Below are 22679 nucleotides of genomic sequence, written 5' to 3' on the forward strand. Positions count from 1 at the left end.
AATCCATGCCTGGACAAGCACAAGGTTCCATATGCGAAGAGAGGGACCGGGAACTTACCGTTCCCGGTGGTCATGTGGCGGATATTTGCCGAGCACGCTTACCGCGTACTCGCAAAAAGAGTCATCCACGATATCCGCGGGATCCGGTCTTTGGGTTATATATCCTCTTTCATGATACCAATCTATATCCTCGCCGATACTTGTCTTATCGAGGAACCCATCAGGGTTGACCCCACCGAACTGTATCTTCTGGAACGCCTCGTAGCTACCAAGGGCCGTGTATTTATCTATGATATCGAATACCCCGTGGTCATCCTTGATCGCTCCATCGAGAAAATCATTGAAGTATCTTACTCCCCTTAGGTATGCCACCATGAAGCGGCTGGCCACATCCGGACGTTCTTCCATCAGGTCCCTTGAGTACAAAAGCACCCCACCCTGGAAATTCGGGCGGAGTTCCGCGGCACGGATGACCTCGACCGCGTACCCTTCTTCCACGGCCTTCGAGGCATAGGGCTCAAGCTGCATCGCGCCAAAAATGCTGCCGCCCGCGAGCGCCGCGTTCATATTGGGATAGGACAGGTTCACAAGCTCAACATCCTCAAGCCCCAACCCGTACTGCTGGAGGAACCTCTCGGTTATTATTTCCTGTATCACGCCTCTTGTGGGAAGAGCGAACACTTTCCCCTCAAGGACATCCCGGTCCATCTTGTCCGGATACAACTGTTTGCTGATAAGCATCGCGAGGTGTGACCTGCCGGGGAAATGCCGTCCAAGGCACGCTACCATCTTTATCCCTGTATCTTCAGTGAACGCGTTCAAAAGCCCCGAAGAATAGCCGCAGGCCGCCACATCTATCTTGTTGGTAGCCAGGAGAGGAAGTATCTGGACCGTGGATTGTTTGAATATCTCGATAGTGACATCCAGGCCCTCTTCCTCGAAAAAACCCTTTTCTTTGGCCAGGAAAAGACCGGCTGCCGCCAGCGAAGGTGACGACCCTACGACCACTTTATCCGGTCCATCCGCGCTCGCCGATCCGGCGGGCAGTACCAGCGATACGAACACAGTAAGTATACACGCTATCATACGCAACAGCATTAAGCCCTCCCTTTCCCCGTCAGAAACTGTGATCTAAACATATCCTGAAATCCTTCTTTTCCAGGTCTTTCCTGGTGTCGACGTTCGTGCCTCTGCATCCATATACGAACGTCAGCTTGAGCGCGGTGTTCTTTGTGAGCGGAAGGCATATATCGGTCTCCAGCTGCTGGTCACGGGTACCTTTGTCGGTCGCTCCGTTCACCGCGTTCTTCGAGTGCTCTGTGTAATAATACGCCGTTATGACCTTCGCCTTACATACATTGAACCATGTACGTAATATGAATGTCCTGCTACCCGCGCTCATCTGGCGGGTATAATCGCCGCCCTTCTCGGAATCCGCCGAGAAAAGTGTATCAAACGGATGCAGGATATCGTTCACCTCTCCAGCCTTATTCGGGCTGATCCATAAAAAACCCGGTTCTATGCTGAACTTACCCTTTTTCAGTTCACCCGTCACCTCGATCGCGTAGGAAGACACCTTCCCCAGCCCGTCCTTTTTCATCCTGCCCATATCCCGCTCGGTAAGCACATGTGCCCCGGGAATAAAATGTATATCCTGGTAAAGCGGGACATCATATGACGCTCTCACTCCAAGCACGTTCATGAGATCGTACATTATCCAGTCATAAAAAGTGAGCGAAGCGTGTTCGATCCCGGAATACCTGGCGTTCATGAACGTCGCCCCCGCCGTCTCATACCTGACCCCCATCTGCCTGCCTATATTTATGAATTTCGTAGGATACGGCACGGCATTCAGCGAGGACCAGCTGGAGAAACCCGTCATATGCCCGACATCTAGAGCGAGCCCGTCAATATACCCCGTAGAAAGAACAACGGCCTCCATGGATTGCTCTTTCTGCCTGAGAGCGAATTTCTTGAAGAAGTCATAATGCCTTATCTGCCTCCCCACCCTTATGCTGCTCGAGTCGATCCCGACGTTCGAAAGATCATAATCAAGATACAGTTCGTTGATCATACGGTATTGACCGTTCTGGGTGAACTCCGGATCCGACTTGGACCCGGGATGTTCCCCATCGTATACCTGCCTTACGTCCACATACTGTAGCTTGCCGTACAAACCCGCGTATTCCGGCGTCTTGTAATCCAGAAAAAAACCTATCGTACTCGCGCTTTTCTTCTGCTTTTTGATCGATCCATCGGCATTATACGTATCCACGTCCTGCCATATCGTGAAGGAACGTACTTTCCCGCTCAACGTGCCCAGTATACCCAGCTCATTGAACGGCCCGGCCACCTCGTCCGACATCCTGTCCATATATTCCCCGAACGGGAGCATCACCCCACACGCTTCCGGCCCGGCCGAAGCGGCGTCCGCGAACACGACAAGCGCGAGCGCCAGCGCCAGACCATATAAACATCTTCTGCCCATTTTCCCCCTCAACGTCATATTTTATACATAATCAGGTGTGTAGTTACATACACATATATATTAAGATAATACATATTCTCTAGCTAAAGTCAAGTCTGACAACTTTATTGTAAAGGTGTACCGGTTTATGCTAACATAATGGTAGTTAACTGGCACATAAAAGGATGGTCATGCTGACAAGACAACAGATATTACTACCGGACTGGTTAGTGGAACACTATAAAACGGTCGCGGCCAAATATAACATGAGCTTCTCCGAGATGGTACGGCTTGCCATGTGTATGCACCTCGGCAATATCTTCCCGGAACTCCATCCCGGCTACAACTGCGACATAGACTCTAAAAAACTCGCTTCCGCCTTCAAGGAACTGGCCGCGAGCGAGGAAGGACGGGAACAATTCGATGCCATGGTATCCCACATATACCTTGAAGCCAAAAAAGCCGTGAACTTCCGTAAAGAAACCTTAAAGACCGGGTCGGGGAAAAAAGGTCCCGGCTCACGTAAAAAGAAGATCTAGACACATCTGGATATAAGTACACCCAGGAAAACAGCGGCTACACCAGCCACGTTGCTCAAGGCGAAATTCACGGCAGCGTATCCCATCTGCCCCGACCTGAAAAGATTATATGTCTCCAGGCTGTATGTGGAAAAAGTAGTGAAAGCGCTTATGAACCCCACGAAAACAAAAGAACGCGCTTCGGCCGACATATTATATCTCCCGGCCAACGCCCCCAGGAACCCTATAAGGAAACATCCGGTGATATTGACGAAAATAGTTCCCAGCGGCAATTTATCCCCGATATGATGTATTATGAACCCCGACATGAAATGCCTGGCGATAGCCCCTATGGCCCCTCCAAGCGCTATGTAAATAATGGTCATACCCTATCCCCTTTTCCACCAGTGCCGCGTTCGTTGAGGTCCTAAAGTTTGTCCAGAAGTTCCTTGCATTTCGCTATAGCGTACAGGCAGTTCTGTAAAGCCATGGCGCAGCCCTGCAGGTCCTCCTGGGTAACATATTCCTCACCCAGGGCCTTGAATACGTTCAGGGCCTCCTCGAACCCTTTCCCTGCCTGTATGTAAAGGTCCATCGCCGTGGTGATCCTTTCCCTGTTAGGATTGAATGAAAGTATCTTCTGCGCCTGTTCCATAAGCGAAGCGGAAACTTTTATCTTGGAGAAAGCGTCCGCTTTGGCTTCTTCCGGGGAGTTGTACGCTACGGCGATATTCGAGAACAGGAACATGATAGCGGTAATACAAGCACATATTTTCCTCATCGTATCTCCTTATTTTACGTATAACATCATCGCGCCCATAAGTATCATTAAAGCCGCCCATAACCTGAACAGGGCTATGGGTCTCGATCCAAGCCATTTAAAGAACATATCCGACGTCCTTGATGTTACCAGCGCTATGGCTTTTATCATAAGCACAAGGCCGGCCACCATGATCATTTTCGCGTATATCCCGTGGGCCTTGAAAGCACTGGCGACCATCATCAGTCCGAACGCTATCATGCCCCCCGTGACCGTCCTCCTTATCCCGCGGCTCACCTTGCGTTCAAGCCTGCTCTTCAATGACCGTGGTTTCAACAGCCATACGCTTCCCGTTATTATCCACAATGATCCCACTATCCTTGCCAGCATACGTTTTCCTCTTCACCTGCTCTTTATGCCGTTTTTCAGCGAAAAGACTATCGGCACTTCCATCGTCACTTTTTCCAGTTCAAGCTCCGCGGGTACGGGTGGCAAGGGAGAGGCTTTTTTCACTGTGGCGAGGGCTTCCCCGTCAAGGGTCCTGTACCCTGAAGAGCCGGTGATCCCCGCGTACGTTATCCTTCCGTCGGCAAGCACGGTGAACATCACCCGCACCACCCCTTCCATCTTTCTCTTGCGCGCCTTGTCCGGGTATCTGCGGTACTTCTCTATCCTCTGCCGTACACGGTCCTGGTATCTAAGCATCGTGCTATTGTCGTATTCTTCCTTCTTGAGCTGTTCCGCGCTGTTCTCCTCTTCCTTTTCGGTAGGGGCAACACTCCGTTCCTTTTTGGCTTCTTCCTCGCGAAAAGTGTCTTTTACCACACCTACGCTCACGTTTTCAGCGTCATCGCCGGATCTTTCCCCGGGATAGACGGAAGCCGGTTCCGGTCTGCTGATCTTCAAGCTCAGGGACGTGACATCCACTTCCGGAAGACGCACCGGTTCTTCCACCAGAAGTTCCAGCAGGACCTCATCATCATATTTGGGCGGTGCGCTGCTGTAGAAAGAAAAGCCCGGCGTCCCTATCACGGCGACATGCAGGCACACAGAGACCATCATGAAATACGCGAACTGATTCCTCTCCGGCACCTCACGCGTCATATGGGCCCTCATTTGCCCTTCTTTCCCGGATCGGTAGATATAACAAGCGCGCCGGCGCCGGCTTTCCTGGCTATGTCCATCACGCGTACGGCCAGACCAAGGTCGACCTTCTCGTCGGCCTTGAGGGCAACGTTCAGCCCGGGTTCATTGGCAAGCTTGAGAGACAACTCCTCGGCGAGTCCGGCCATTTCTACTTCTGTCCCGTTGAGGTATATCACGCTATCGGAGGATATGTATATGGTCATACTATCCTGTTTTTCCGGCCTGGCGCTTTCCGCGGCCGGCAGTTTCACCTTGATCCCGGGCTGCATTATGAAGTTTGCCGTGAGCATGAAGAATATTATGAGAAGGAACACAATATCAATGAGCGGAGCTATATCCAGGTGTGTCGATATTTTTTTCCTTTCCTCGAATTCCATATTACCGGCTTCGCCTCCCGCCTACTTACCCGCCTCATCGGCGTCGGTCCATTCAAAGACCTGTTGTATGGCTTCTTTCATCTCGGACGTGAATCTTTCTATCTCGCCCTCGAAATAATGATACGCCAGCATGGCCGGAATGGCTATGGCCAGACCTGTCGCGGTAGTTATAAGGGCTTCCCATATACCGCCGGCCAGCACGGAAGCGTCCACCTGCCCCCCGAGACCCTGTATCTCCCTGAACGCGCGTATCATGCCGGTGACCGTTCCCAGCAGGCCAAGAAGCGGGGAAACATGCGCTATGATGCCCAGGAGCCGCACTCGTCTTCCTATCCCGCGTATCTCCCTGGAACCGGCCAGCGACACTATTTTTTCCTTTTCGGCGACCTGCCTGCCCCGCACATGCAAAGTTACCGCTATTACGTTAGCCACCGGACCGCGCGTCTTTCTGCACATTCTTTCCGCTTTTTCGAAACTTTCCTCCGCGATCATCTTCTTTACACGCGTCAGCAGGTTACTCGTATTGACCTTAGCTCCCTGGAAAACAAAGAACCTTTCCATCGCTATCGCGACGGTCACAAGAGAACAAAAAAGAAGTGGCCACATCAAAGGGCCGCCTTTTAAAAAGAATTCAAGCATATGTGCTTACCCCCCGGATCACGCTTCTATCCCCAGATACCTGTTAACGTTCGAACTAAACTCCTTAAGAGCGAATTTCCCGCCCATCACCTCACACTGCCCCAGCATCATACACCTATCCGTAAGTGATTGCAGTTTGCGCCGGCCTTCCGGCCCCTTTCCCGAAAGCTTCCCGGACGCGTAAACTATTATGGGGGCTTCCCGGTTCTTGAAGCTGCGCCTGATCACCGTGAGCATCCTATCGGTCATGTTCGGTCTCGTATCGTATTCAACGATCACGATCTTATACCTGTAAGTTATGACATTGTAGTAAAATCCGCTTACCCGCGTCACTATATCCGTCTTGACGTCCAGACGTGCCAGGTCCTTCTCGATAGCGCTGCGGACCCTGCTCTTCTCTCCCAGGATCAACACCTTATCCGTAAGGATATCCTTTATCTCGTCCAGCATCACGTCTACGGCATAAGGCTTCATGAAAAATGACGTTACGCCCATAAGCTCGAAAGTCTTCCTGAAATGCACCTTGTCCGACTGAGCTATTATCGGCACATTCGCCAAGGCCTTCTTGCGCCTTATCTCCCTTAACAGGGATATCCCATTATCCCTGCCCTTGAGCTTACTGTCCAGAATTATCAGATCGAACCATTTTATCCTGAGAAGGTAAAGCGCGTCCTCGGCCGTACGGGCCTCCTCGGCAAGACACCCCATGGCCTCGATCCTTGTCTTGAGCAGCGTTGAGGCCCTCAAGTCGTTATCTATTATAAGTACCCGTTCATTTGTCATGTTATCCCTCCGGCGCCATGCACACGTCCTATGACCGTATCCTGCAGACCGCGCCTTTCGATATGATATGTTCTTTACCGTTCACAAAAACGGTAAGCTCCGTTCGCTTACCACCCAGTATGGACAGTTCAACATAGCGGGGCCGTATAGTTATCCCGATACGACTATCCCTGTACCTGAGGTTCATCCGAACTCGTGACCATTTTCTGGGAAGTTTCGGGTCTATCATTATCCTGTCCCGCATAAAATGTACACCGGCAAAACCTTTGACCGTGATATACACGGATCCACCCATTACCCCGGCGTGTATACCCTCCGGGGTCGTCCCGCCCTGGGTATCGTAAATGTCGGATTCCAGTACGGACTGGTACCACTCCCAGGCCTCTTTTTTCCTTCCCAGGATATGCGAGATATAGCAGTGGACCACTTTGCTGAGCGTAGACCCATGCGATGTGCGTTTCACATAATGATCATAATTATCCTTGAGCATGGTCCTGTCGAACCGGTATCCAAGTCTCGCGAATATGTTCTTTATCTCCGCCGGTTCAAAAATATAGAATAACATAAGCACATCGGCCTGTTTCGCCAGCTTGTACTTGTCGGGCGACTTCCCTTCCGCCTTGAGTATGCGGTCCATGCGCTTGATATTGTCGTATTTAGCGCGGTAGGCCTCAAGGTCAAGTTCTTTAAGGGAGAAGTATCCGTCGAACTGCGCGATTATACCCCGCTCATCAATAACAACGTTCATCTTCCTCGTTATATCGTCCCACCTGGCCGCATCCTTGCGGGTTATCCTCAATTTCCTCATTATCTCTTCACGCTTCGCATCTGATATCATACCCATTACTTCCAGTCCGCGCATAAGCGTCCACACGATAAGCACATTGGTGTACGCGTTATCCCTGAATCCCGTCTTCCTGGCCCCGGGCATCTTCTCGTGGAACTCGTCCGGACCCATTAATCCCGAAGTATGATACCTGCCATCGTCCTTACTGAACTTGGCCAGGCTCGCGCCGAACTGGGCGATCGCAATGATGGTCTCGGCGCCGTATCCTTCCAGGAAATCCATATCCCTGGTCCTTTCCCAGTGTTTCCAGAAATTATATGCTACGGCGAAAGAAACATGCCTCTGGCAATGACTGTGATCAGGCCCCCATTTTCCTGACAGCGGGTTAAGATGCAGCGTTTGCGTTTCCTCCCCACCGGTAGACCCGCTCTGCCATGGGAGCATCGCCCCGCGATATCCCTCGCGCCTGGCGGCGCGCCGGGCTTCTTCAAGCCGCCGGTACCGATAGGTTAAAAGCGCTTTTGAGATGTCCGGCAGCCTCAGGTCATACAAATGAAGCACGTACATCTCGTCCCAGAAAACATGCCCCCTGTACGCCTCCCCGTGCAACCCCCTCGCGGGCAATCCCGCGTCTATGTCCAATCTGTAATTGTTATCGGATGCCGTTTGCATAAGATGGAACACATGGAGCCTGAGCGCCTTCTGGGAGAAAATATCCCCATCTATCTCAATGTCGAACTCTTTCCACAACCTTTGCATCTTTTCCGCGTGCTCTTCCAGGAGGGACCCGAATCTTCCGGTCTTTTTTATATCATGCATGGCCGCCTTAAGAGGATCGCTAACCCCTCTATCCCTTGAAGTATATATAGCTACTGTCTTTTCCGCTATACAGGGCTGCCCCCTTTTTACGTTCACGGAGAATTCCCGGCCTATATATTTCTTCTGTCTTAAAAGCGTCTTGCCATTAACATGCTCCTCCCTGCCCGCCAGGAAGATACGCGTACGGGACGCTTCGGCTATGACCACCCTCGACTGGCTGGTCCTTACCAAAAGATATATACCGTTGACGCCGTAAGTCCCCGCGGAAAGCGCCTCAAGATGAGTGTTCCTGAGCTGGCCATACCTTTCCACGCCACTATTCCTCACGTCCCCATCAAGCGCTGTTCTCAACGTGACCGGACCTTCATAATTCTCGGATACCAAGGTGTATCTTATGGCCCCTATATGCGGCGAGGACATGCTCACTATGCGTTCCTCGCTTATGGCGGCAATACGGCCGTTTTTGTCCTTCAGGCGCATATGCCGGGACAATACGCCTTTCTTCATATCAAGTCCCTGTTCATATGAAAGTATCTTGCATCCCACAGGAGTGAGCCAGGGGCCATCCCCGAACTTGAAGGAAAGACACAGCCAGTTCGGACAGTTCACCATGTCCTCGTTCAATACTTTCCGTCCGGCTATCTTAGTGGCTAGCTTGTTATAAACACCGGCGATATATGTGGCGGGATAGTTAATACGGGAAGCGGGCGTTTCGCTGGCCGCGCCCCTTGTCCCGAAATAACCGTTGGCAAGCGTGCACAAAGCCTCCCTCAGCCCTTCTTTCGCGGGCTTATAGTTGCCGTAGGTCAATCCCCACGCTGACCTTTTGTCCTCTTTGTCACTTTTCCTAAACATCCTCAAGCACTTTCCTGAAAAGTACCTTCACGTCTTCCGGCGTACCTACCTTGAAATCCGAGCAAGAGGGACGTGACTCTGTAGAGACCAGTATCCCGGTCCCCCTTGTCCTTATGCTCCTGAACGCGTATTCATCCGTGACATCATCGCCTATATAGATAACAGATACACCGTTCCATGGTATATCCAGGGCGTTCATGATCCATCTTATCGCTTTACCTTTATCCCAATCTATATCGGGCAACACCTCAAAGACCTTCTTCCCATCCATCACTTTCATTGTCGGATACTTAGCGGCCTCCGCGTATACCACTTCCCTTATACGCGCCAGGTGTGCCCCTTCGTCCACCAGCCGGTAATGTACGGCTACGCTGAATTTCTTTTCCTCGACTATCAGTCCCTCAATCCCGCCCAGCCTGTCCTTGAACACGCGTATCAATTCATCCACTGCCGGGACCGCTTCCCTGGCCCTTTTTTCTACCATGCTGAACCCCGGCCCGGATATATCGAGTCCGTGACTCCCCGCGTAAAATATACCTTTTACACCCAAGAGACCTTCTACATCCTCCCTGAAGCGCCCGCTCACCACGGCCACTTTATACCTTTTAGCCAGCGCTTCAACGGTTGCTTTCATATCCCCGGACACTACGGCCATATCAGGCCTGTCCACTATCGGAGTAAGCGTACCGTCATAATCCAGAAAAAAAACAGGCTCTTTCCCGGAAAAAAATGCTTTGTCGGCGGTACGGGTGTAAACGGGATTAAGTACGCCACCGATACCACAGGTATCCCTACAAGTGCGTCCGTCATATGGCGCGCCAGCCGCGTCGCTCCAACACGCGAAAAGCGGTCTGGGTTCCCGCATGAACCATTTACGTATGCAATCAACGCCTATTTCCTCCAGGTCCTTTACCGCGACATCCGCGCCGTTCGAGAGAAGATCATCGGTGTTGTTCTCGCGGGCTACGCCTATCACCATACCGAACCCGCCATTACGCCCGGCCTGTACTCCCGACACCGCGTCCTCTACCACAACGGACCGTGCCGGTTCCGCGCCCAATTCGCGGGCTGCCCTGACGAAGATATCGCCTTCCGGCTTACCTTTGAGGGAAAGCCTGGCGGAGATCACCCCGTCCACCCTGGAGCCGAACAGTCCTTGCACACCGGCCTTCTTGAGTATGAGCTCACAATTCTTGGAAGAGGATGCTACCCCGGTCTTTATCCCGGCGGCATTGAGCTCTTTGATGAGTTCAATGGTACTCTCATATACCCCTACGCCGTCCCTTTCGAGTATCTCCACGAAGATCTCGTTCTTGCGATTGCCAAGACCACATGCCGTTTCTTTATCCGGTCCGTCGGAAGGTTCACCGTATGGTATCTTTATGCCACGCGACCCCAGAAAACTTTTCACGCCCTCATATCTGGGTTTTCCATCGACATAAGGAAGATAGTCATTTTCGTGGGTGAACTCACGGAAAGGCTCGTTATCCCTTTTTTCCCGGAGGCGCAGGTATTCGTCGAAACACGCTTTCCAGGCCTTACCGTGGACCAGCGCGGTCCTGGTTATCACACCGTCCATGTCGAAGACGACCACATCGAACATGTTATTTTCCATATCAAGCCTTCCTGTTCTGGTGGGGATTTTATGGTTCGCTTTTGTCAGGCGTTAGAAATTTTTATATTATTAAAATATCATAAATCATATACTTTGTCCAACCATACAGCCGGCTGTTATACGCTGGCATCTTAAAGGATTTTTGTTTTTGTGTGTCAGATGGTATAATTAACGTATCAAAAGAAAGGAGAACTGTAGTGGCGATACACGCGGAAAAAGACCTCCTGACCGGGCTTTCCCTTAGGAAACCGTTCCTCCAATATCTTGACGAAACGCTTCTGGACTCACGTCTTAAAAAGAAATACTTTTCGATAGCTTTTTTCGACCTGGATAAGTTCAAAAGATACAACGATACATACAGCCATGACTGCGGGGACCAGCTGTTAAGATACGTGGCAAGTAACCTGCGCCTGTCTTTCCAGAAGAACATACGGGGCCTCTGCCGTTACGGCGGGGACGAGTTCGTCATACTACTTCCCGAAACAGGGGCGAAGGAAGCCGTAAAACAGATAGCTCAATTCAAACGCAACATGGCTAGCCGGCCTTTCCTCTACAAGAACAAGCTCTTCAAGGTCCGGACAAGCTGTGGCATATCGATATTCCCGAAAGACTCTACGACAAGGGACGGGCTTATAAAAAAGGCCGATTCCGCCATGTATTTCTCCAAAAAACACGGCCGGAACCTGATCGTGCTGGCGGGCAAGATACATTTCCTGCACCTGAAATACTTTTTTACAAGGCTACTGCTGTTAGCCGCCTTCATAGGCTCCATGACAATGTTGTCCCAGTTCGAACCCGCTAAAAAGATGGTCATGGAAAAGTTATCGGGTACGGATATCATATCCAAAATACCATTCTTCAAGAAGATCCAGTACCAGGACACGATCACGTTGAAGAACGGGAACGTCATGGAAGGTACCATAACAGAAGAGACCGACACCGACCTGGTGCTGAGCATGAAACTGGCTGAAGGACGCGGCTCGATATACCTCAAGAAATCGGAAATAAGCGACATCCAACGCGGCAGGAAGTGATATTACGTTATGACCTGCCCGGGGTGCCGTATCTGTCTGAAAGCACGTATTCCAGGACCACATCCGCTTGTTTCGCGGCCGCGATGTTAACACGCGGGGAGAACGGATGCTCTTCCCTGACATCGGACAACATATCGCCTATCATCACCAGGTTCGTACCGATCCTGCGCAATTTTATCTCATCGCTCCTGCCATATCCGGCTATCCCGGAAACGGAGACCACGAACTTATCCGAAGAAGCGAATTCCGACACCAGCATGCTCTTTTCCTCCGCTTTATCCAGGGCCTCCACGACCACTTCCCTGTCTGCGAATATGTCCGTTATATTATCGGCGGAAAGTCTTGTTTTTTCACATTTAATATCAAGATCGGGATCGATAAGGAGCAAATTCTCCTTGAGGGCGTCAACTTTATTTTTCCCCACCTGGTCACGAAAATAGAACTGCCTGGTCAGGTTGGACACTTCCACTACATCATGGTCCACAATAAGTATATCGTTGAAACCGGACCTCACCAGGTTCATGGCGCAATTTGAGCCCAGCCCGCCGGCCCCCGCTATCCCTATCCTGGCGGAAGAGACCCTTTCGAACCCTTCCCTGCCCAGTAGCGATATGACCTCTTCTCGAAAACTTTTCATCTCAGGCCGTAACCCAATCCTTGAGTACCGGCTGGTACCCTTTCCCTCTTAACATCTCCATCATTTCCCCTACTCCCCTCACGTCATATATCTCGAACTGCCGTGAGCTGGCTTTCCCCGGACCATATATGCGTTCCCCCACACCGGTCGTAGACCCCGCGGACATCCTTGTCACGCCCAAAGGAAGGACGTTGTCCCTGAACCCGGACCTTTCCCTCGTAGAAAGAGTTATCCCGACCCGGGGAAGAAAAAGCCTGAGCGCCGTCATTATCTGCACCATATCCCGGTCCGAGACCACCTGTGCCGCCTCAAAACCGGATACTTGCGGCCTTATCCTGGGAAGCGATACACTGATCTCCGCCTCACCGTATCTATCCTGGAGATACGCGGCGTGTAGAGCCAAAGTAAGGACCTCTTTACGCCAGTCGTTCAGGCCGAGCAGTACCCCGATGTTAACCGTTCTCACGCGTTCACGTAACGCTCTTTCCGGGGCTTCTAGCCTGAAATCATAATCCCTTTTCGGTCCGGACCTATGCAATGCCGCGTATATGTTCCTGTCATATACCTCCTGGTATATCGTAAGACCGTCCACGCCCTCGGCGATAAGATCAGCGTACTCTTCCTCCTCCAGCGCGTAAACCTCTATGGAAATAGAGGCGAAAGAGCCTTTCAGGCCACGTACACATTCCCTTATGTAGGGAACCGGGCTGTGCTCCCTGGACTCGCCGGTAAGAAGCAGTATATGCTTGAGGCCGGTAGAAGCTATAAGACCGGCCTCCTTTACTACCTCGTCCGGTTCAAGCTTTTTCCGCTCTATACCGGACCTCAGGTTGAAACCGCAATACACACAATCGTTCGAACAATAATTGGAAAGATATAACGGGGTATAAAGCTGTATGGTCCTGCCGAAATTGTGCACGGTGGACACATGGGCGCGCTGGGCCATTTCCTCCAGGTACGGCACCGCGGAAGTGGATAAAAGCGCCGCGAGATCACGTTCCGACCTTTCATCACTATCCAAAGCGCGGATCACGTCGTCAACGCCGGGCTCCTTACCTTCGAGAACGTCCTTTTTCCCTTTCAGGAAAGTATCAAACGTCATCCTGCCCCCTCAAAAAACCGGTAAGAGGCGATGAGGCTTCCGCCTGTTCCCGGAGTTCTCCCGGCCCGGATAGAAAACACGCCCTTCCCGCGGCTACGGCCATAGCGAAGGCCCCGGCCATCTTAACATGGTCTTCCGCCGCGGCAATGGCCGTATTGACGAGCACGGCCGCGCACCCTATCTCCATACATTTTGCCGCGTCGGATGGCCTGCCCAGGCCGGCATCCACTATGACCGGCACTTTTATCTCACGTACCATTATGCGTACAAGTTCCTCTGTCCTGAACCCCCTGTTCGTCCCTATGGGGGCGCCTAACGGCATTACCGCCACGGCACCGGCTTCCGCCATTCTCCGGCCCATCGCGAGGTCCGGGCTCATGTAAGGCAGTACCTTGAACCCTTCTTTCGCAAGCGCATCCACAGCCTTTAACGTTTCCAGGTTATCGGGGAGAAGATGCTTATTGTCCGGGATCACCTCGATCTTCACCCATTCCCCACATCCGGCCGCCCTGGATATACGCGCTATACGTATCGCTTCTCCGGCGTTACGCGCCCCGGAAGTGTTAGGCACCAATATACATCCCCCGGGAATATGCTCTAGTATGTTCTCTTCTTTTGAGCCTGGATCTATGCGCCGGACCGCTACCGTCACCATAGCCGCGTTCGAGGCCTCTACGGCCTCCCTCACAAAGGATTTATCCCTGAATTTACCTGTCCCTATGAGAAGACGGCTCCTCAAGGCATAACCGCCCATCTCGAATTGATCCGGATCCATCAGCCACCTCCTACAAAGGCGAATATCTCCACGTTATCTCCCTCGTTAACTTTGGTAAACCGCCATTTTTCACGCGGCACTATCTCGAGATTGTGTTCGACCAGCACCTTGTCGGGCTCCAGCCCTTTTCCCGTAATGATACCGTAAAGATCCGTACCATCGGGCATGACCTCCTGTTCACCGTTTATGTTCACTACCATATTACCGTCCTCTATAAAATTCCATCCTGTTCTTGAGCTCCCGCACCTTGGCTCGTATATCCCTGGAAGAGGTTATTTCGCTTATAACGGCTATGTTCTGTCCGCCACGTTCCAGCACCTCACTCATGTTCGCGGAGTTTATCCCCCCGATAAAGACCACCGGTTTTCGTGCCATATCCATTACGCGCGTGATATCCGCCGTACCGATCGTATAATCCTTGGTCTGCGTGGCGAAAATAGGGCCAAAAGCTATATAGTCTATGTCACTTTCAACCGCTACGCGGAATTCTTCTATTGAATGAGTGGACACGCCTATTATACAGCCGGGACCGATGACCTCCCTCACGGCGGGAAGCGTATATCTGGCCATATCCTCCTGCCCCAGATGTACACCGTCGGCGCCCAGTTCTTTCGCGAGATACGGATCATCGTTGACCACGAAGATCACACCGTTCTCCGCGCATATTTTTCCCACTTCCCTTCCCATGCGCCGGAGCTCCCCTGGCCCGAGGCCTTTCTCCCGGAGCTGCACGATATCCACCCCGGAACTCACGGCGAGCTTTACCACGTCCGGAGTGCCCCTGCCGGCGGAATACTCCTGGCTTGTCACAAGGTATAGACTGTATGGTTTTATGCGGGGCATCTTTTCCTTTTCTCTTATAAAACGAACGGCCCTGCGCTTCAGCCAGGGCCGTTGTTACGGATCATTCTATGCGTTTCCCTACGCTGGCATTATCCAGATCAGGTAAAAAGGGTAATCCGCTCACAAGCGGAACTCTCAGGGCGTAACACGCCCTCCCCGGTATGTACATGATTTCAGCGCCGATTCCGTATCGGCACGTATTTCTCGTCAAAAGTACCGGAATATATGGCACGCGGGCGGAATATCCTGTTATTCTGCATATACTCCATGACCCTTGCCGCCCATCCTGACACCCGGCTTACAGCGAATATGGGTGTGAACATATGGGGCGATATCCCGAGCGCCTGGTAAAGTATGCCCGAGTAAAAATCCACGTTGGGGAATATCTTCTTTTCTTTCCCGAGGCTGGACACCGTTATCTTTTCCAGGGACCCGGCTATTTTGAAAAGCTTTGCCGCTTCCTTATTGCTCGCGGCAAGATATTCCGCCATCGGCCTCAGCACCCTGGCTCTCGGGTCATAGGCTTTATATACTCTGTGCCCGAAGCCCATTATCTTCCGCTTCTCCAGCTGGGCCCGTTGGAACCATGGTTTCACGTTATCAACGCTCCCTATCTCCTGGAGCATACGGATGACCTGCTCGTTGGCCCCGCCATGAAGCGGCCCGTTAAGCGCGGCTATACCGGCGCCTACGGAAAAATACAGGTCTGAAAGTGTCGACGCTACCACCATGGCCGCGAACGTGCTCGCGTTCATGCCGTGATCAGCGTGAAGTATAAGCGATATGTCCATGATGCGTTCCTCCGCCGGTGTCGGCATCCTGCCTGTCATCATATAGAGGAGATGGCCGGCATGGCTAAGGTCCTCACGCGGCTCTATCGGAAGCCTCCCTTCCCTCAGGCGGTTCACCGCGCCCGCTATGCAGGCTATGCCCGATATGAGGCTGTAACACGACTTATATCCCGCGGCTGAATGGAGATGCCTGGAACTGGTCTTTCGACGTTTTTTCCTCTTGAACTCGTATATCGCGTGCTTTTCCCCGCGAGGCACCGTTTCCATCGGGATAGAGTCCTCATCGGAGCCTATCACGCTTTTAAGGTCAATTTCATGATCGTCCTGATCTATGTAGGAGAACTCGTGCCTCAGGAAATTCGTTCCCATCCTGAGCGCGGACATGGCTTTCATCTTTTCCACCGGGAACCCCATAAGCATGCGCAGGGTCTCGGTTATCTTACGTGCCTCGATCAGCTCCTTTTTAAACCCATTAAGTTGAGCGCTCGTGGGGAGCTTACCGAAAATAAGCAGATACGATACTTCCTCGAACGTGGAATACGCGCAAAGGTCGAATATGTCGTAGCCCCTGTATATCAAGGCCCCCTTAACGCCGTTAACATACCCTATCTTGCTTTCGCACGCTATGGCGCCTTCGAGCCCGGGGCCGACTATGCAATTGACCGGCCAGGCAATAGACGTCCTGGAGGCGTACCCGCCCTCTCCACTGGTCTCTTTCCTGGCTTTTTTGGCCGCGTCGAGCACCAGGGCCGTTATATCTTTCGTGTTCATGTGTAATTCGTCCATAAGAGCCTTATAGTATAATATATTATCTTCTTTGTCAAAAAATATCTTTATCCGGCAAAAACCCGCCTGGACAGCGAAAAAAGGGCCCTTTTCAAGCTATTTTTTCCCCTGTTCCGCCTATAATATGCACATCCCTTTGCGGGAAAGGTATAGTGATACCGTTATTCGCGAACGCGTCAAACACCTTTCTGTTCACGTCGAACATGACATCCCAGTAGACCCCCGGTTTGCACCATAGACGGCAATATATATTGACGCTTGAATCCGCGAATTCGGAGATACCGACTTTAGGCTCAGGCTGGGCCGCTATGCGATCGTCTCCCCTTACCACTTCCTTGATGATATTGATAGCCTTGCCCATATCGGTATCATAGCTTACGCCGATGGTAAGGTCCAGTTTCTTGAATTCCGTAAAGTTATGTATCACCTCGCCGATTATGTTCTTGTTGGGTATATAGATGGTGGTGCCGTCAATGGTCCTTAGTTCGGTCCTGGCAAGCGTCATGTCCATCACCGTACCCGCCACCGAGCTTACTTCCACTATGTCTCCCACCTTGAACGGTTTGGTGAATATGAGCGTAATACCTGCCGCGTAGTTGGAAAGCGGGCCCTGTACGGCGAAACTCGCGCCGAAACCTATGACACTGAGGCCCGCTATGAACGGGGCTATCGTTATGCCGAAACTCCCCAGGGCTATCAGGAAAGCGAACGCGATAACGAGCATCTTCACTATGCTGACGAGGAATTTGGATATGGTCACGTCCACATTGTGACTTTTCAGGAACTCACCGAAAAGCCTGCTGATTATCCTGGCGGCCAGGAACCCCAACAATATGACTATGATGCCGCCCAGCACCTGGAAACTGTATTTGACGCAGAATTCTATCAGCGTATCCATCAGTTTCTTCGCGGTATCTATCTTGTCCTGTAACGCGGTCCCGGCACTGGCTACGGCGTCCTGGGCGTTCGCCATTACGGACGGCATTAAGAGACACGCCATCGCCGCTATAATTTTTGAGATACTTGACCGGCTCCTCATGATAACCTCCCTTTTCCTTTATTCCGCGAGAATATTATTCACTCAATCCTTGATGCCCGCCTTCTTAAGTATCGCCATCATGGGGCACCAGCCAGTGAAAGCTGACTGCAAGAGGTTCAGTCCCACAAAGGCGGTGAACCACAGCCATCTGGCATCGACATAATACGCCAGCACCAGGCTTAGTAATATAAAGAACCCGGCTATCCCCCTTAACATGCTTCCCATCGTCATAAATACCTCCTCCCGGCGTCTCAAAAACTGTATCTTAGCCGTACATATACGTTCTTGTTCTTTTGATCGCTCCCAAAATCCGTCCAGGGATCCTTACCCCACGGCAGGTTAGCGCCTATGGTAAGAGTCCACGAATCCGTGGCGTTCCACGTGATCGACGGCCTGGTATAAACGTCCAGGTCCGACGGTGAAAAGAACGTGAAAAGCGAAAGCTTCACGGTCTGGTTAGCCAGTAATTTCGTTATTCGCCCGGTAATGGTATGCCTGAACTCATCCCACCTGTAATCGTTCGGTAGAAGCGCTTTTCTGTATTCGTCATAATCCAGCGTTTCCTCCAGATAATACTGTGCCGATATCCTGAGGTCACCCCCCATATCTTTCTCATACCCCACGAGGTATTTCACCATGGAGTTCTGCACGGTCCGGATCTTACCCGCGTTATCCTGCGGGGAATAATAATATGATACTTCAGCGTTACCTATCCCGCCCATGACAGGCCCCCTCACACTGGCGCCATACGCGTCAAGACGCTCGTAAAAAAGCTCCATGGCCGCCTCATCCTTATAGCTCCTGGGGCTGGGGTCGAACCCCCGGTAATAGTAAAGCGCGGCCTCGTAGCTCGAGAAATTCCTGTATATACGGCCGGCGTATATGAAATTCCTGAACTGCCTGGCCGGTTCGTCCAGCGTCCTGTGGGAATTACGTCCCGCGATACCCCCCTGAAAGCTGTCGAAGAAACTTACCCTCTGGCCGTCAGGCAGTATATTCGGCCGGAAAAAAGGTATGATCGCGACATCCACATTGAACCATTCCGGATAGAGCATTACACGAAGCGCGTCTGACGGCGCCTTGAGATACTCGTCGTCCCTGCCGATGAAAAAAGACTCGTAATCCTTCGGGAAAAGATCGTTCAGGAAAAGATAATCCCCGGTACCCCAGGTAAGCACCTGGCGCCCTATTTTCAGGTCCATGATATCCATAGGCGTCATCACCGCGTTAAGTTCACGAAGATCGGTGACCACCTTACCTCCATAATACATATCCAGGACAAGATCCGCCTTCGCGGTGAGCACCGTCTGCCAGTCGGCAAGGATATTGTCCCCTTTTACATAATATTTCGTCTTGAGCTGGAGCCTGCCTTCGGCCATATTGAACTGCCGATGGGCTGTATTATCCTCCCCGAACCTGGGCGCGAAAGCCTCCTCAAGGAACCCGTGCAGTTCCGGGATATCCACGGCGTTCGCCACGCCCACAGAGAGCGCGGATAGCAATATGGCCAGGGCCATATTCTTCATTCCGGCGTTATTCCCCAATTCCCCTCCTTTACTGCTTATCTATGTATTGTCTGGGCGGTCTTCTCAGGAACCTTTCCGAAAATATATTCTCATCTGTTCCCAGGTCATACTTCACGTCCGAGAATTCCGACACGGTATTTGACCCCGCGTTAAAGTCGGTCGCCTTCATCTTGACCACGGTGGGGAACCCTCCCACATCCTTTACCTCAAGGGCCTCGATCGTCTTGTAAAGTGTCCCGTTCTTGTCATAATACTCCGCCTTACGCGGAATGAAGTCGTTCATGTCCACCCAGGTGATAAAGTATGAGAACTCGACAGAGCCCGGGTCCTTAGGCACGCTTTTTATCTTGTACATCCCGTTCTCCTCGCCGAGAAGCGTATGCCCGTCCTCCTCCGTACCTCTTCCCGATATATCCTCGTAAGCGAAATTCGTGCCTACAAAGCTCGACCTTTTGTCGCTCGCGGCCACCCTTCTCACCAGGTCAAGCGCCGGGAGATACAGCCACCTGTCGTCATCGGTCCCCACGTTCTTCCAGACAAGGTATGTCATCCCACGCACGTCATCAGGCTGGTGAAAATAAACATAATACTTCTGTTTCCCGTCCACGCCCGTATCCTTGCGAAGTATGGTCATGCCCCTTTCCCTTGTCCGTCCCAGGGAATCCGTAACCGTCATCTTTACGTCCGCACGGCCGTCGCCCGCCTGGTAATACATCGCCTCATTAGCCTTAGCGACTATGTCGTCCACTTCCGCGGCCCTTACATGCCCTGCCGACAGGACAAGCGCCACTACCACGCATATCGACATGATGTTCTTCATTTTACACCTCCGGATAATAGTATTATCGCGCAGGATCTTTTATACATATCCTGCCACGCGAGACAATATTACAGATGCCGGATATCACGGCAACAACCACCACCGAAACGGCCGTTACGGCACTCCACGTTATCCCCAGATATCCAGCCAACACATACGCGACCGCGCCCGCCACGAACGCGCCCGTAAGTACGCAATATGAGCATTTACATGTGAACGGTCCCGCGACCTCTTCGAATATCACTTTCGGCATAGCCGTTATTATGGCCGGCAGTATAAGCAGGGTCCCCACGCTTGATGTAACCATAATAAGGAACATGAACATTCCGACCGTCTTATATGGTACGAGCGGAGCCGCCAATAGCGGCAGGAACCCTATTGAGATGATAAGCGCGTTCCTCAATATGGCCCGTCCCGGTTCAGCGAACATTTCTTTCGCGGTATCCGGCCAGTTCCCTGCACGCGCGTATATCTCCCTCGCCCTTTGCAGGAAATGTATAGCGAAATCCACGGACAGTCCGAGCGTAAGCGCCGACAGCACCGCGACGGGCATATCGTAATTCTTACCCGTATACCCCAGCAAGCTGTAGATGAACACAATGGTCACCGTAAGCGGTATCATGGAGATAAGGCCTCTTATGGGCGACCTGAAAAGGAATATCATCATGAAAAGAACTATTATGAAGCTTCCCAGGAAATTCATGAGCATACCGCCTACCATCCGGTCCTGCCATACAACGTTAATGTAGGTAAGCCCCGCCCAGTTCACTTTTACCGGTTCCGGCGGACGGTTCTCCCGCATAAATTCCTTTACCTCATTGACCACCCGGGTCATATCCCGGTTATCGCCGGACGTCAGTTGTACCCATATGTTCACCCTGGAATAATCCGGGGTGACGAAATGCCATAGATCATCGGGCTTGTGCGAATTCTGGAAAGAGATGAGCGTCTGGGCGACAGCCTGACGCGTGGACGGGATAACATTGTTCGCCTTATCCCCGCCCAAGAGTTCATAATATATCTTTTTGGTAAGATCAGCGAGCGAAGTGGATTTTCCCACGTTCCCTTTCCGCAAAAGATATGCCTGCAATCTTTCGACGTATCTAAGCATCTCCGGGTCCTTGAAGAGCTCCTTTTCAGGCCCATCCGACGTCATGACAAGATATGCCGTATAAGTCCCCCCGAAATGCTCGTTAAGCACCTTGTCGGCTATCCGTATCTCGTGTTTAGGGGAGAACCATTTCACCGGATTGTCATTTATTACTATGCGCGTTATCCCGTACAGGGAAACGATGACTATTGCCAGCGTGCCTATAAGTACGGCTTTCCACCGGTTGACGGAGAACCTGCCGATGGCGCTAAGTAACGCGTTCATTATTCCTGACTCGGCGTGTTCTTCGCTTACGCCGAAATTCTTGAAACTTTCGGGCCGCATGAGCGATATGGCCGCCGGTATGAACGTCATTGTCAGTATCCACGCCAGCATTACTCCTATGGCCACGAAAACACCGAAGACCTGTACCGGGGGGATAGGCGCGAAAGCCAGCGACAGAAAGCCGGCCGTGGTAGTGAGCGAAGTAAAGAGCATCGGCATAAAAAGATCATCCATGGTCCATAGTATCGCCTCTTTCCTGTCGCTACTTTTCTTATATTTTTCATAGAACTCGCTCAGTATGTGCACTGAGTCAAGCACCGCTATCGGCATAAGGAATATGGGTATCATCGAGCTCATGATATGTACCGTGAACCCCATACCGATAAGGAGCCCCATGGTGACTATGACGGTTATACCGGCCAGGATGATCGGGGCCAGGACCAGGTTTATCTTCCTGAAGAACAGCATCATCAGTATGAAGATTATGAGCATGGCCGCGGGCGCGGATACCGCCATCTGCACGAACATCTCGAACCCGAACGTATCATTGGCCACCGGGAGCCCGGTTATATAATACTTCTCCTCGCCCTTATATCCGTCCGTTATGGACCTTATCTCGCGGGATATGCGATAGCTCATATTCTTGGCTTTTATCGGGATGTAAAGGCACAACGCCTTTCCGTTCTCGGATATTATCGTCCCGTAAAAAAGCGGGTTCTCCATCGCCCTTTCCCGTATTTCATCGGATCTCTCCACGGTATACGGCGGTGGCCCCATCAGCCATTGGAACCTCACGGTCCCTACGCCGTCCTGCATTATGTCGTCTTTCGTCGTAGGGCTTATCAGTTCATACGCTATTACCCCGTTCATTTTTTGCACGGCGCCGGCTATGTTATAGACCTTTTCCAGCGTACCGGGGTTGAACACCCCGGCCGGGTCCTTGTCGTTCACTATCCCCAGGACTATAAAATCGTATAATCCGAACTCTTTTTTTACGTTGTTATGGAACACCCTGACAGCTTCATTATCCGGCAACATGTTCTCCGGATCGGTATCCACCTTTATCTTCGGATACTGCGCGAGGCTGGCGACTATCATGACCGCTACTATACCCATGATAAGACGCGGTCTTTTTACCGAGAACTCTATAAGTTTTTTGAACATATTCCCCCACTTTTCACGCGC

The 22679-nt window shown here is 51.7% G+C and carries 24 protein-coding genes and 1 riboswitch; of the genes, 2 read left to right on the plus strand and 22 right to left on the minus strand.

Annotated elements, in window-relative coordinates; genetic code table 11:
* Positions 1–54: 54 nt before the first annotated feature.
* Together PHH49_02405 and PHH49_02410 are read right to left on the minus strand one after the other, a co-directional pair.
* A complete protein-coding gene (locus tag PHH49_02405; GenBank protein ID MDD5487799.1) occupies positions 55–1098 on the minus strand; it encodes an ABC transporter substrate-binding protein in 1044 nt (347 codons plus the stop codon).
* Positions 1099–1117: 19 nt separating this feature from the next.
* Positions 1118–2488 carry a hypothetical protein gene (locus tag PHH49_02410; protein ID MDD5487800.1) on the minus strand — a complete coding sequence of 457 codons (1371 nt, stop codon included), beginning with the start codon at positions 2486–2488 and terminating at the stop codon, positions 1118–1120.
* 170 nt (positions 2489–2658) lie between these two features.
* On the opposite strand from PHH49_02410, the gene PHH49_02415 reads away from it, so the two are divergent.
* A complete protein-coding gene (locus PHH49_02415; GenBank protein MDD5487801.1) occupies positions 2659–3006 on the plus strand; it encodes a hypothetical protein in 348 nt (115 codons plus the stop codon).
* Here the strand turns inward: PHH49_02415 and crcB are convergent.
* The 9 genes from crcB to otsB are packed head-to-tail and all read right to left on the minus strand — an operon-like array spanning position 3003 to position 10766.
* Positions 3003–3371: a fluoride efflux transporter CrcB gene (gene crcB, locus PHH49_02420; GenBank protein ID MDD5487802.1), complete on the minus strand. Its 369-nt coding sequence runs from the start codon at positions 3369–3371 to the stop codon at positions 3003–3005. The two genes, PHH49_02415 and crcB, sit on opposite strands and share 4 nt — an antisense overlap.
* A gap of 41 nt (positions 3372–3412) precedes the next feature.
* Positions 3413–3766 (minus strand): hypothetical protein, encoded by a 354-nt coding sequence (locus PHH49_02425; GenBank protein MDD5487803.1) that lies wholly within the window; start codon positions 3764–3766, stop codon positions 3413–3415.
* A 9-nt stretch (positions 3767–3775) separates the two neighbouring features.
* On the minus strand, positions 3776–4135 hold the full coding sequence (locus tag PHH49_02430; GenBank protein ID MDD5487804.1) for a hypothetical protein: 360 nt from the start codon (positions 4133–4135) through the stop codon (positions 3776–3778).
* Positions 4136–4147: 12 nt separating this feature from the next.
* On the minus strand, positions 4148–4861 hold the full coding sequence (locus tag PHH49_02435) for a TonB family protein (GenBank protein MDD5487805.1): 714 nt from the start codon (positions 4859–4861) through the stop codon (positions 4148–4150).
* A complete protein-coding gene (locus PHH49_02440) occupies positions 4858–5268 on the minus strand; it encodes a biopolymer transporter ExbD (protein ID MDD5487806.1) in 411 nt (136 codons plus the stop codon). The genes PHH49_02435 and PHH49_02440 overlap by 4 nt, the downstream gene beginning before the upstream one ends.
* A gap of 21 nt (positions 5269–5289) precedes the next feature.
* Positions 5290–5874, minus strand: coding sequence for a MotA/TolQ/ExbB proton channel family protein (locus PHH49_02445; protein MDD5487807.1), 585 nt, complete (start codon positions 5872–5874; stop codon positions 5290–5292).
* A gap of 51 nt (positions 5875–5925) precedes the next feature.
* Positions 5926–6690: a response regulator gene (locus PHH49_02450; protein MDD5487808.1), complete on the minus strand. Its 765-nt coding sequence runs from the start codon at positions 6688–6690 to the stop codon at positions 5926–5928.
* A gap of 28 nt (positions 6691–6718) precedes the next feature.
* Positions 6719–9151 carry a glycosyl hydrolase family 65 protein gene (locus PHH49_02455; GenBank protein MDD5487809.1) on the minus strand — a complete coding sequence of 811 codons (2433 nt, stop codon included), beginning with the start codon at positions 9149–9151 and terminating at the stop codon, positions 6719–6721.
* Complete coding sequence (otsB, locus tag PHH49_02460) at positions 9144–10766, minus strand: trehalose-phosphatase (protein MDD5487810.1); 1623 nt, start codon at positions 10764–10766, stop codon at positions 9144–9146. The genes PHH49_02455 and otsB overlap by 8 nt, the downstream gene beginning before the upstream one ends.
* Positions 10767–10963: 197 nt before the next feature.
* On the opposite strand from otsB, the gene PHH49_02465 reads away from it, so the two are divergent.
* Entirely contained in the window at positions 10964–11800 is an 837-nt protein-coding gene (locus PHH49_02465) for a GGDEF domain-containing protein (GenBank protein ID MDD5487811.1), read from the plus strand.
* A gap of 7 nt (positions 11801–11807) precedes the next feature.
* Here the strand turns inward: PHH49_02465 and thiF are convergent, their stop codons facing one another.
* From thiF to PHH49_02520, 11 genes are all read right to left on the minus strand, one after another.
* Positions 11808–12437 carry a sulfur carrier protein ThiS adenylyltransferase ThiF gene (gene thiF / locus PHH49_02470; GenBank protein MDD5487812.1) on the minus strand — a complete coding sequence of 210 codons (630 nt, stop codon included), beginning with the start codon at positions 12435–12437 and terminating at the stop codon, positions 11808–11810.
* Between the two features lies 1 nt (position 12438).
* Entirely contained in the window at positions 12439–13539 is a 1101-nt protein-coding gene (thiH, locus tag PHH49_02475; GenBank protein MDD5487813.1) for a 2-iminoacetate synthase ThiH, read from the minus strand.
* Positions 13529–14314: a thiazole synthase gene (locus PHH49_02480; GenBank protein ID MDD5487814.1), complete on the minus strand. Its 786-nt coding sequence runs from the start codon at positions 14312–14314 to the stop codon at positions 13529–13531. Before PHH49_02480 ends, thiH begins: the two co-directional genes overlap by 11 nt.
* Positions 14314–14514 (minus strand): sulfur carrier protein ThiS, encoded by a 201-nt coding sequence (thiS, locus tag PHH49_02485; GenBank protein ID MDD5487815.1) that lies wholly within the window; start codon positions 14512–14514, stop codon positions 14314–14316. Before thiS ends, PHH49_02480 begins: the two co-directional genes overlap by 1 nt.
* 1 nt (position 14515) lies before the next feature.
* The gene (thiE, locus tag PHH49_02490; GenBank protein ID MDD5487816.1) at positions 14516–15157 is read right to left on the minus strand and encodes a thiamine phosphate synthase; all 642 of its coding nucleotides are present in this window, start codon (positions 15155–15157) and stop codon (positions 14516–14518) included.
* A gap of 59 nt (positions 15158–15216) precedes the next feature.
* Positions 15217–15326, minus strand: a riboswitch (TPP riboswitch).
* 4 nt (positions 15327–15330) lie between these two features.
* Positions 15331–16734 carry a citrate/2-methylcitrate synthase gene (locus tag PHH49_02495; protein MDD5487817.1) on the minus strand — a complete coding sequence of 468 codons (1404 nt, stop codon included), beginning with the start codon at positions 16732–16734 and terminating at the stop codon, positions 15331–15333.
* A gap of 91 nt (positions 16735–16825) precedes the next feature.
* Entirely contained in the window at positions 16826–17773 is a 948-nt protein-coding gene (locus tag PHH49_02500) for a mechanosensitive ion channel (GenBank protein ID MDD5487818.1), read from the minus strand.
* 42 nt (positions 17774–17815) lie between these two features.
* Positions 17816–18004 carry a DUF2892 domain-containing protein gene (locus PHH49_02505; GenBank protein ID MDD5487819.1) on the minus strand — a complete coding sequence of 63 codons (189 nt, stop codon included), beginning with the start codon at positions 18002–18004 and terminating at the stop codon, positions 17816–17818.
* 20 nt (positions 18005–18024) lie between these two features.
* Positions 18025–19317, minus strand: a complete 1293-nt coding sequence (locus PHH49_02510; protein MDD5487820.1) for a hypothetical protein — start codon at positions 19315–19317, stop codon at positions 18025–18027.
* Positions 19318–19327: 10 nt separating this feature from the next.
* Positions 19328–20119 (minus strand): outer membrane lipoprotein-sorting protein, encoded by a 792-nt coding sequence (locus PHH49_02515; protein MDD5487821.1) that lies wholly within the window; start codon positions 20117–20119, stop codon positions 19328–19330.
* A 22-nt stretch (positions 20120–20141) separates the two neighbouring features.
* A complete protein-coding gene (locus PHH49_02520) occupies positions 20142–22658 on the minus strand; it encodes an MMPL family transporter (GenBank protein ID MDD5487822.1) in 2517 nt (838 codons plus the stop codon).
* Positions 22659–22679 lie beyond the last annotated feature (21 nt).

It is taken from the genome of Candidatus Omnitrophota bacterium (assembly GCA_028715965.1).
GTDB lineage: Bacteria > Omnitrophota > Gorgyraeia > Tantalellales > Tantalellaceae > JAQUQS01.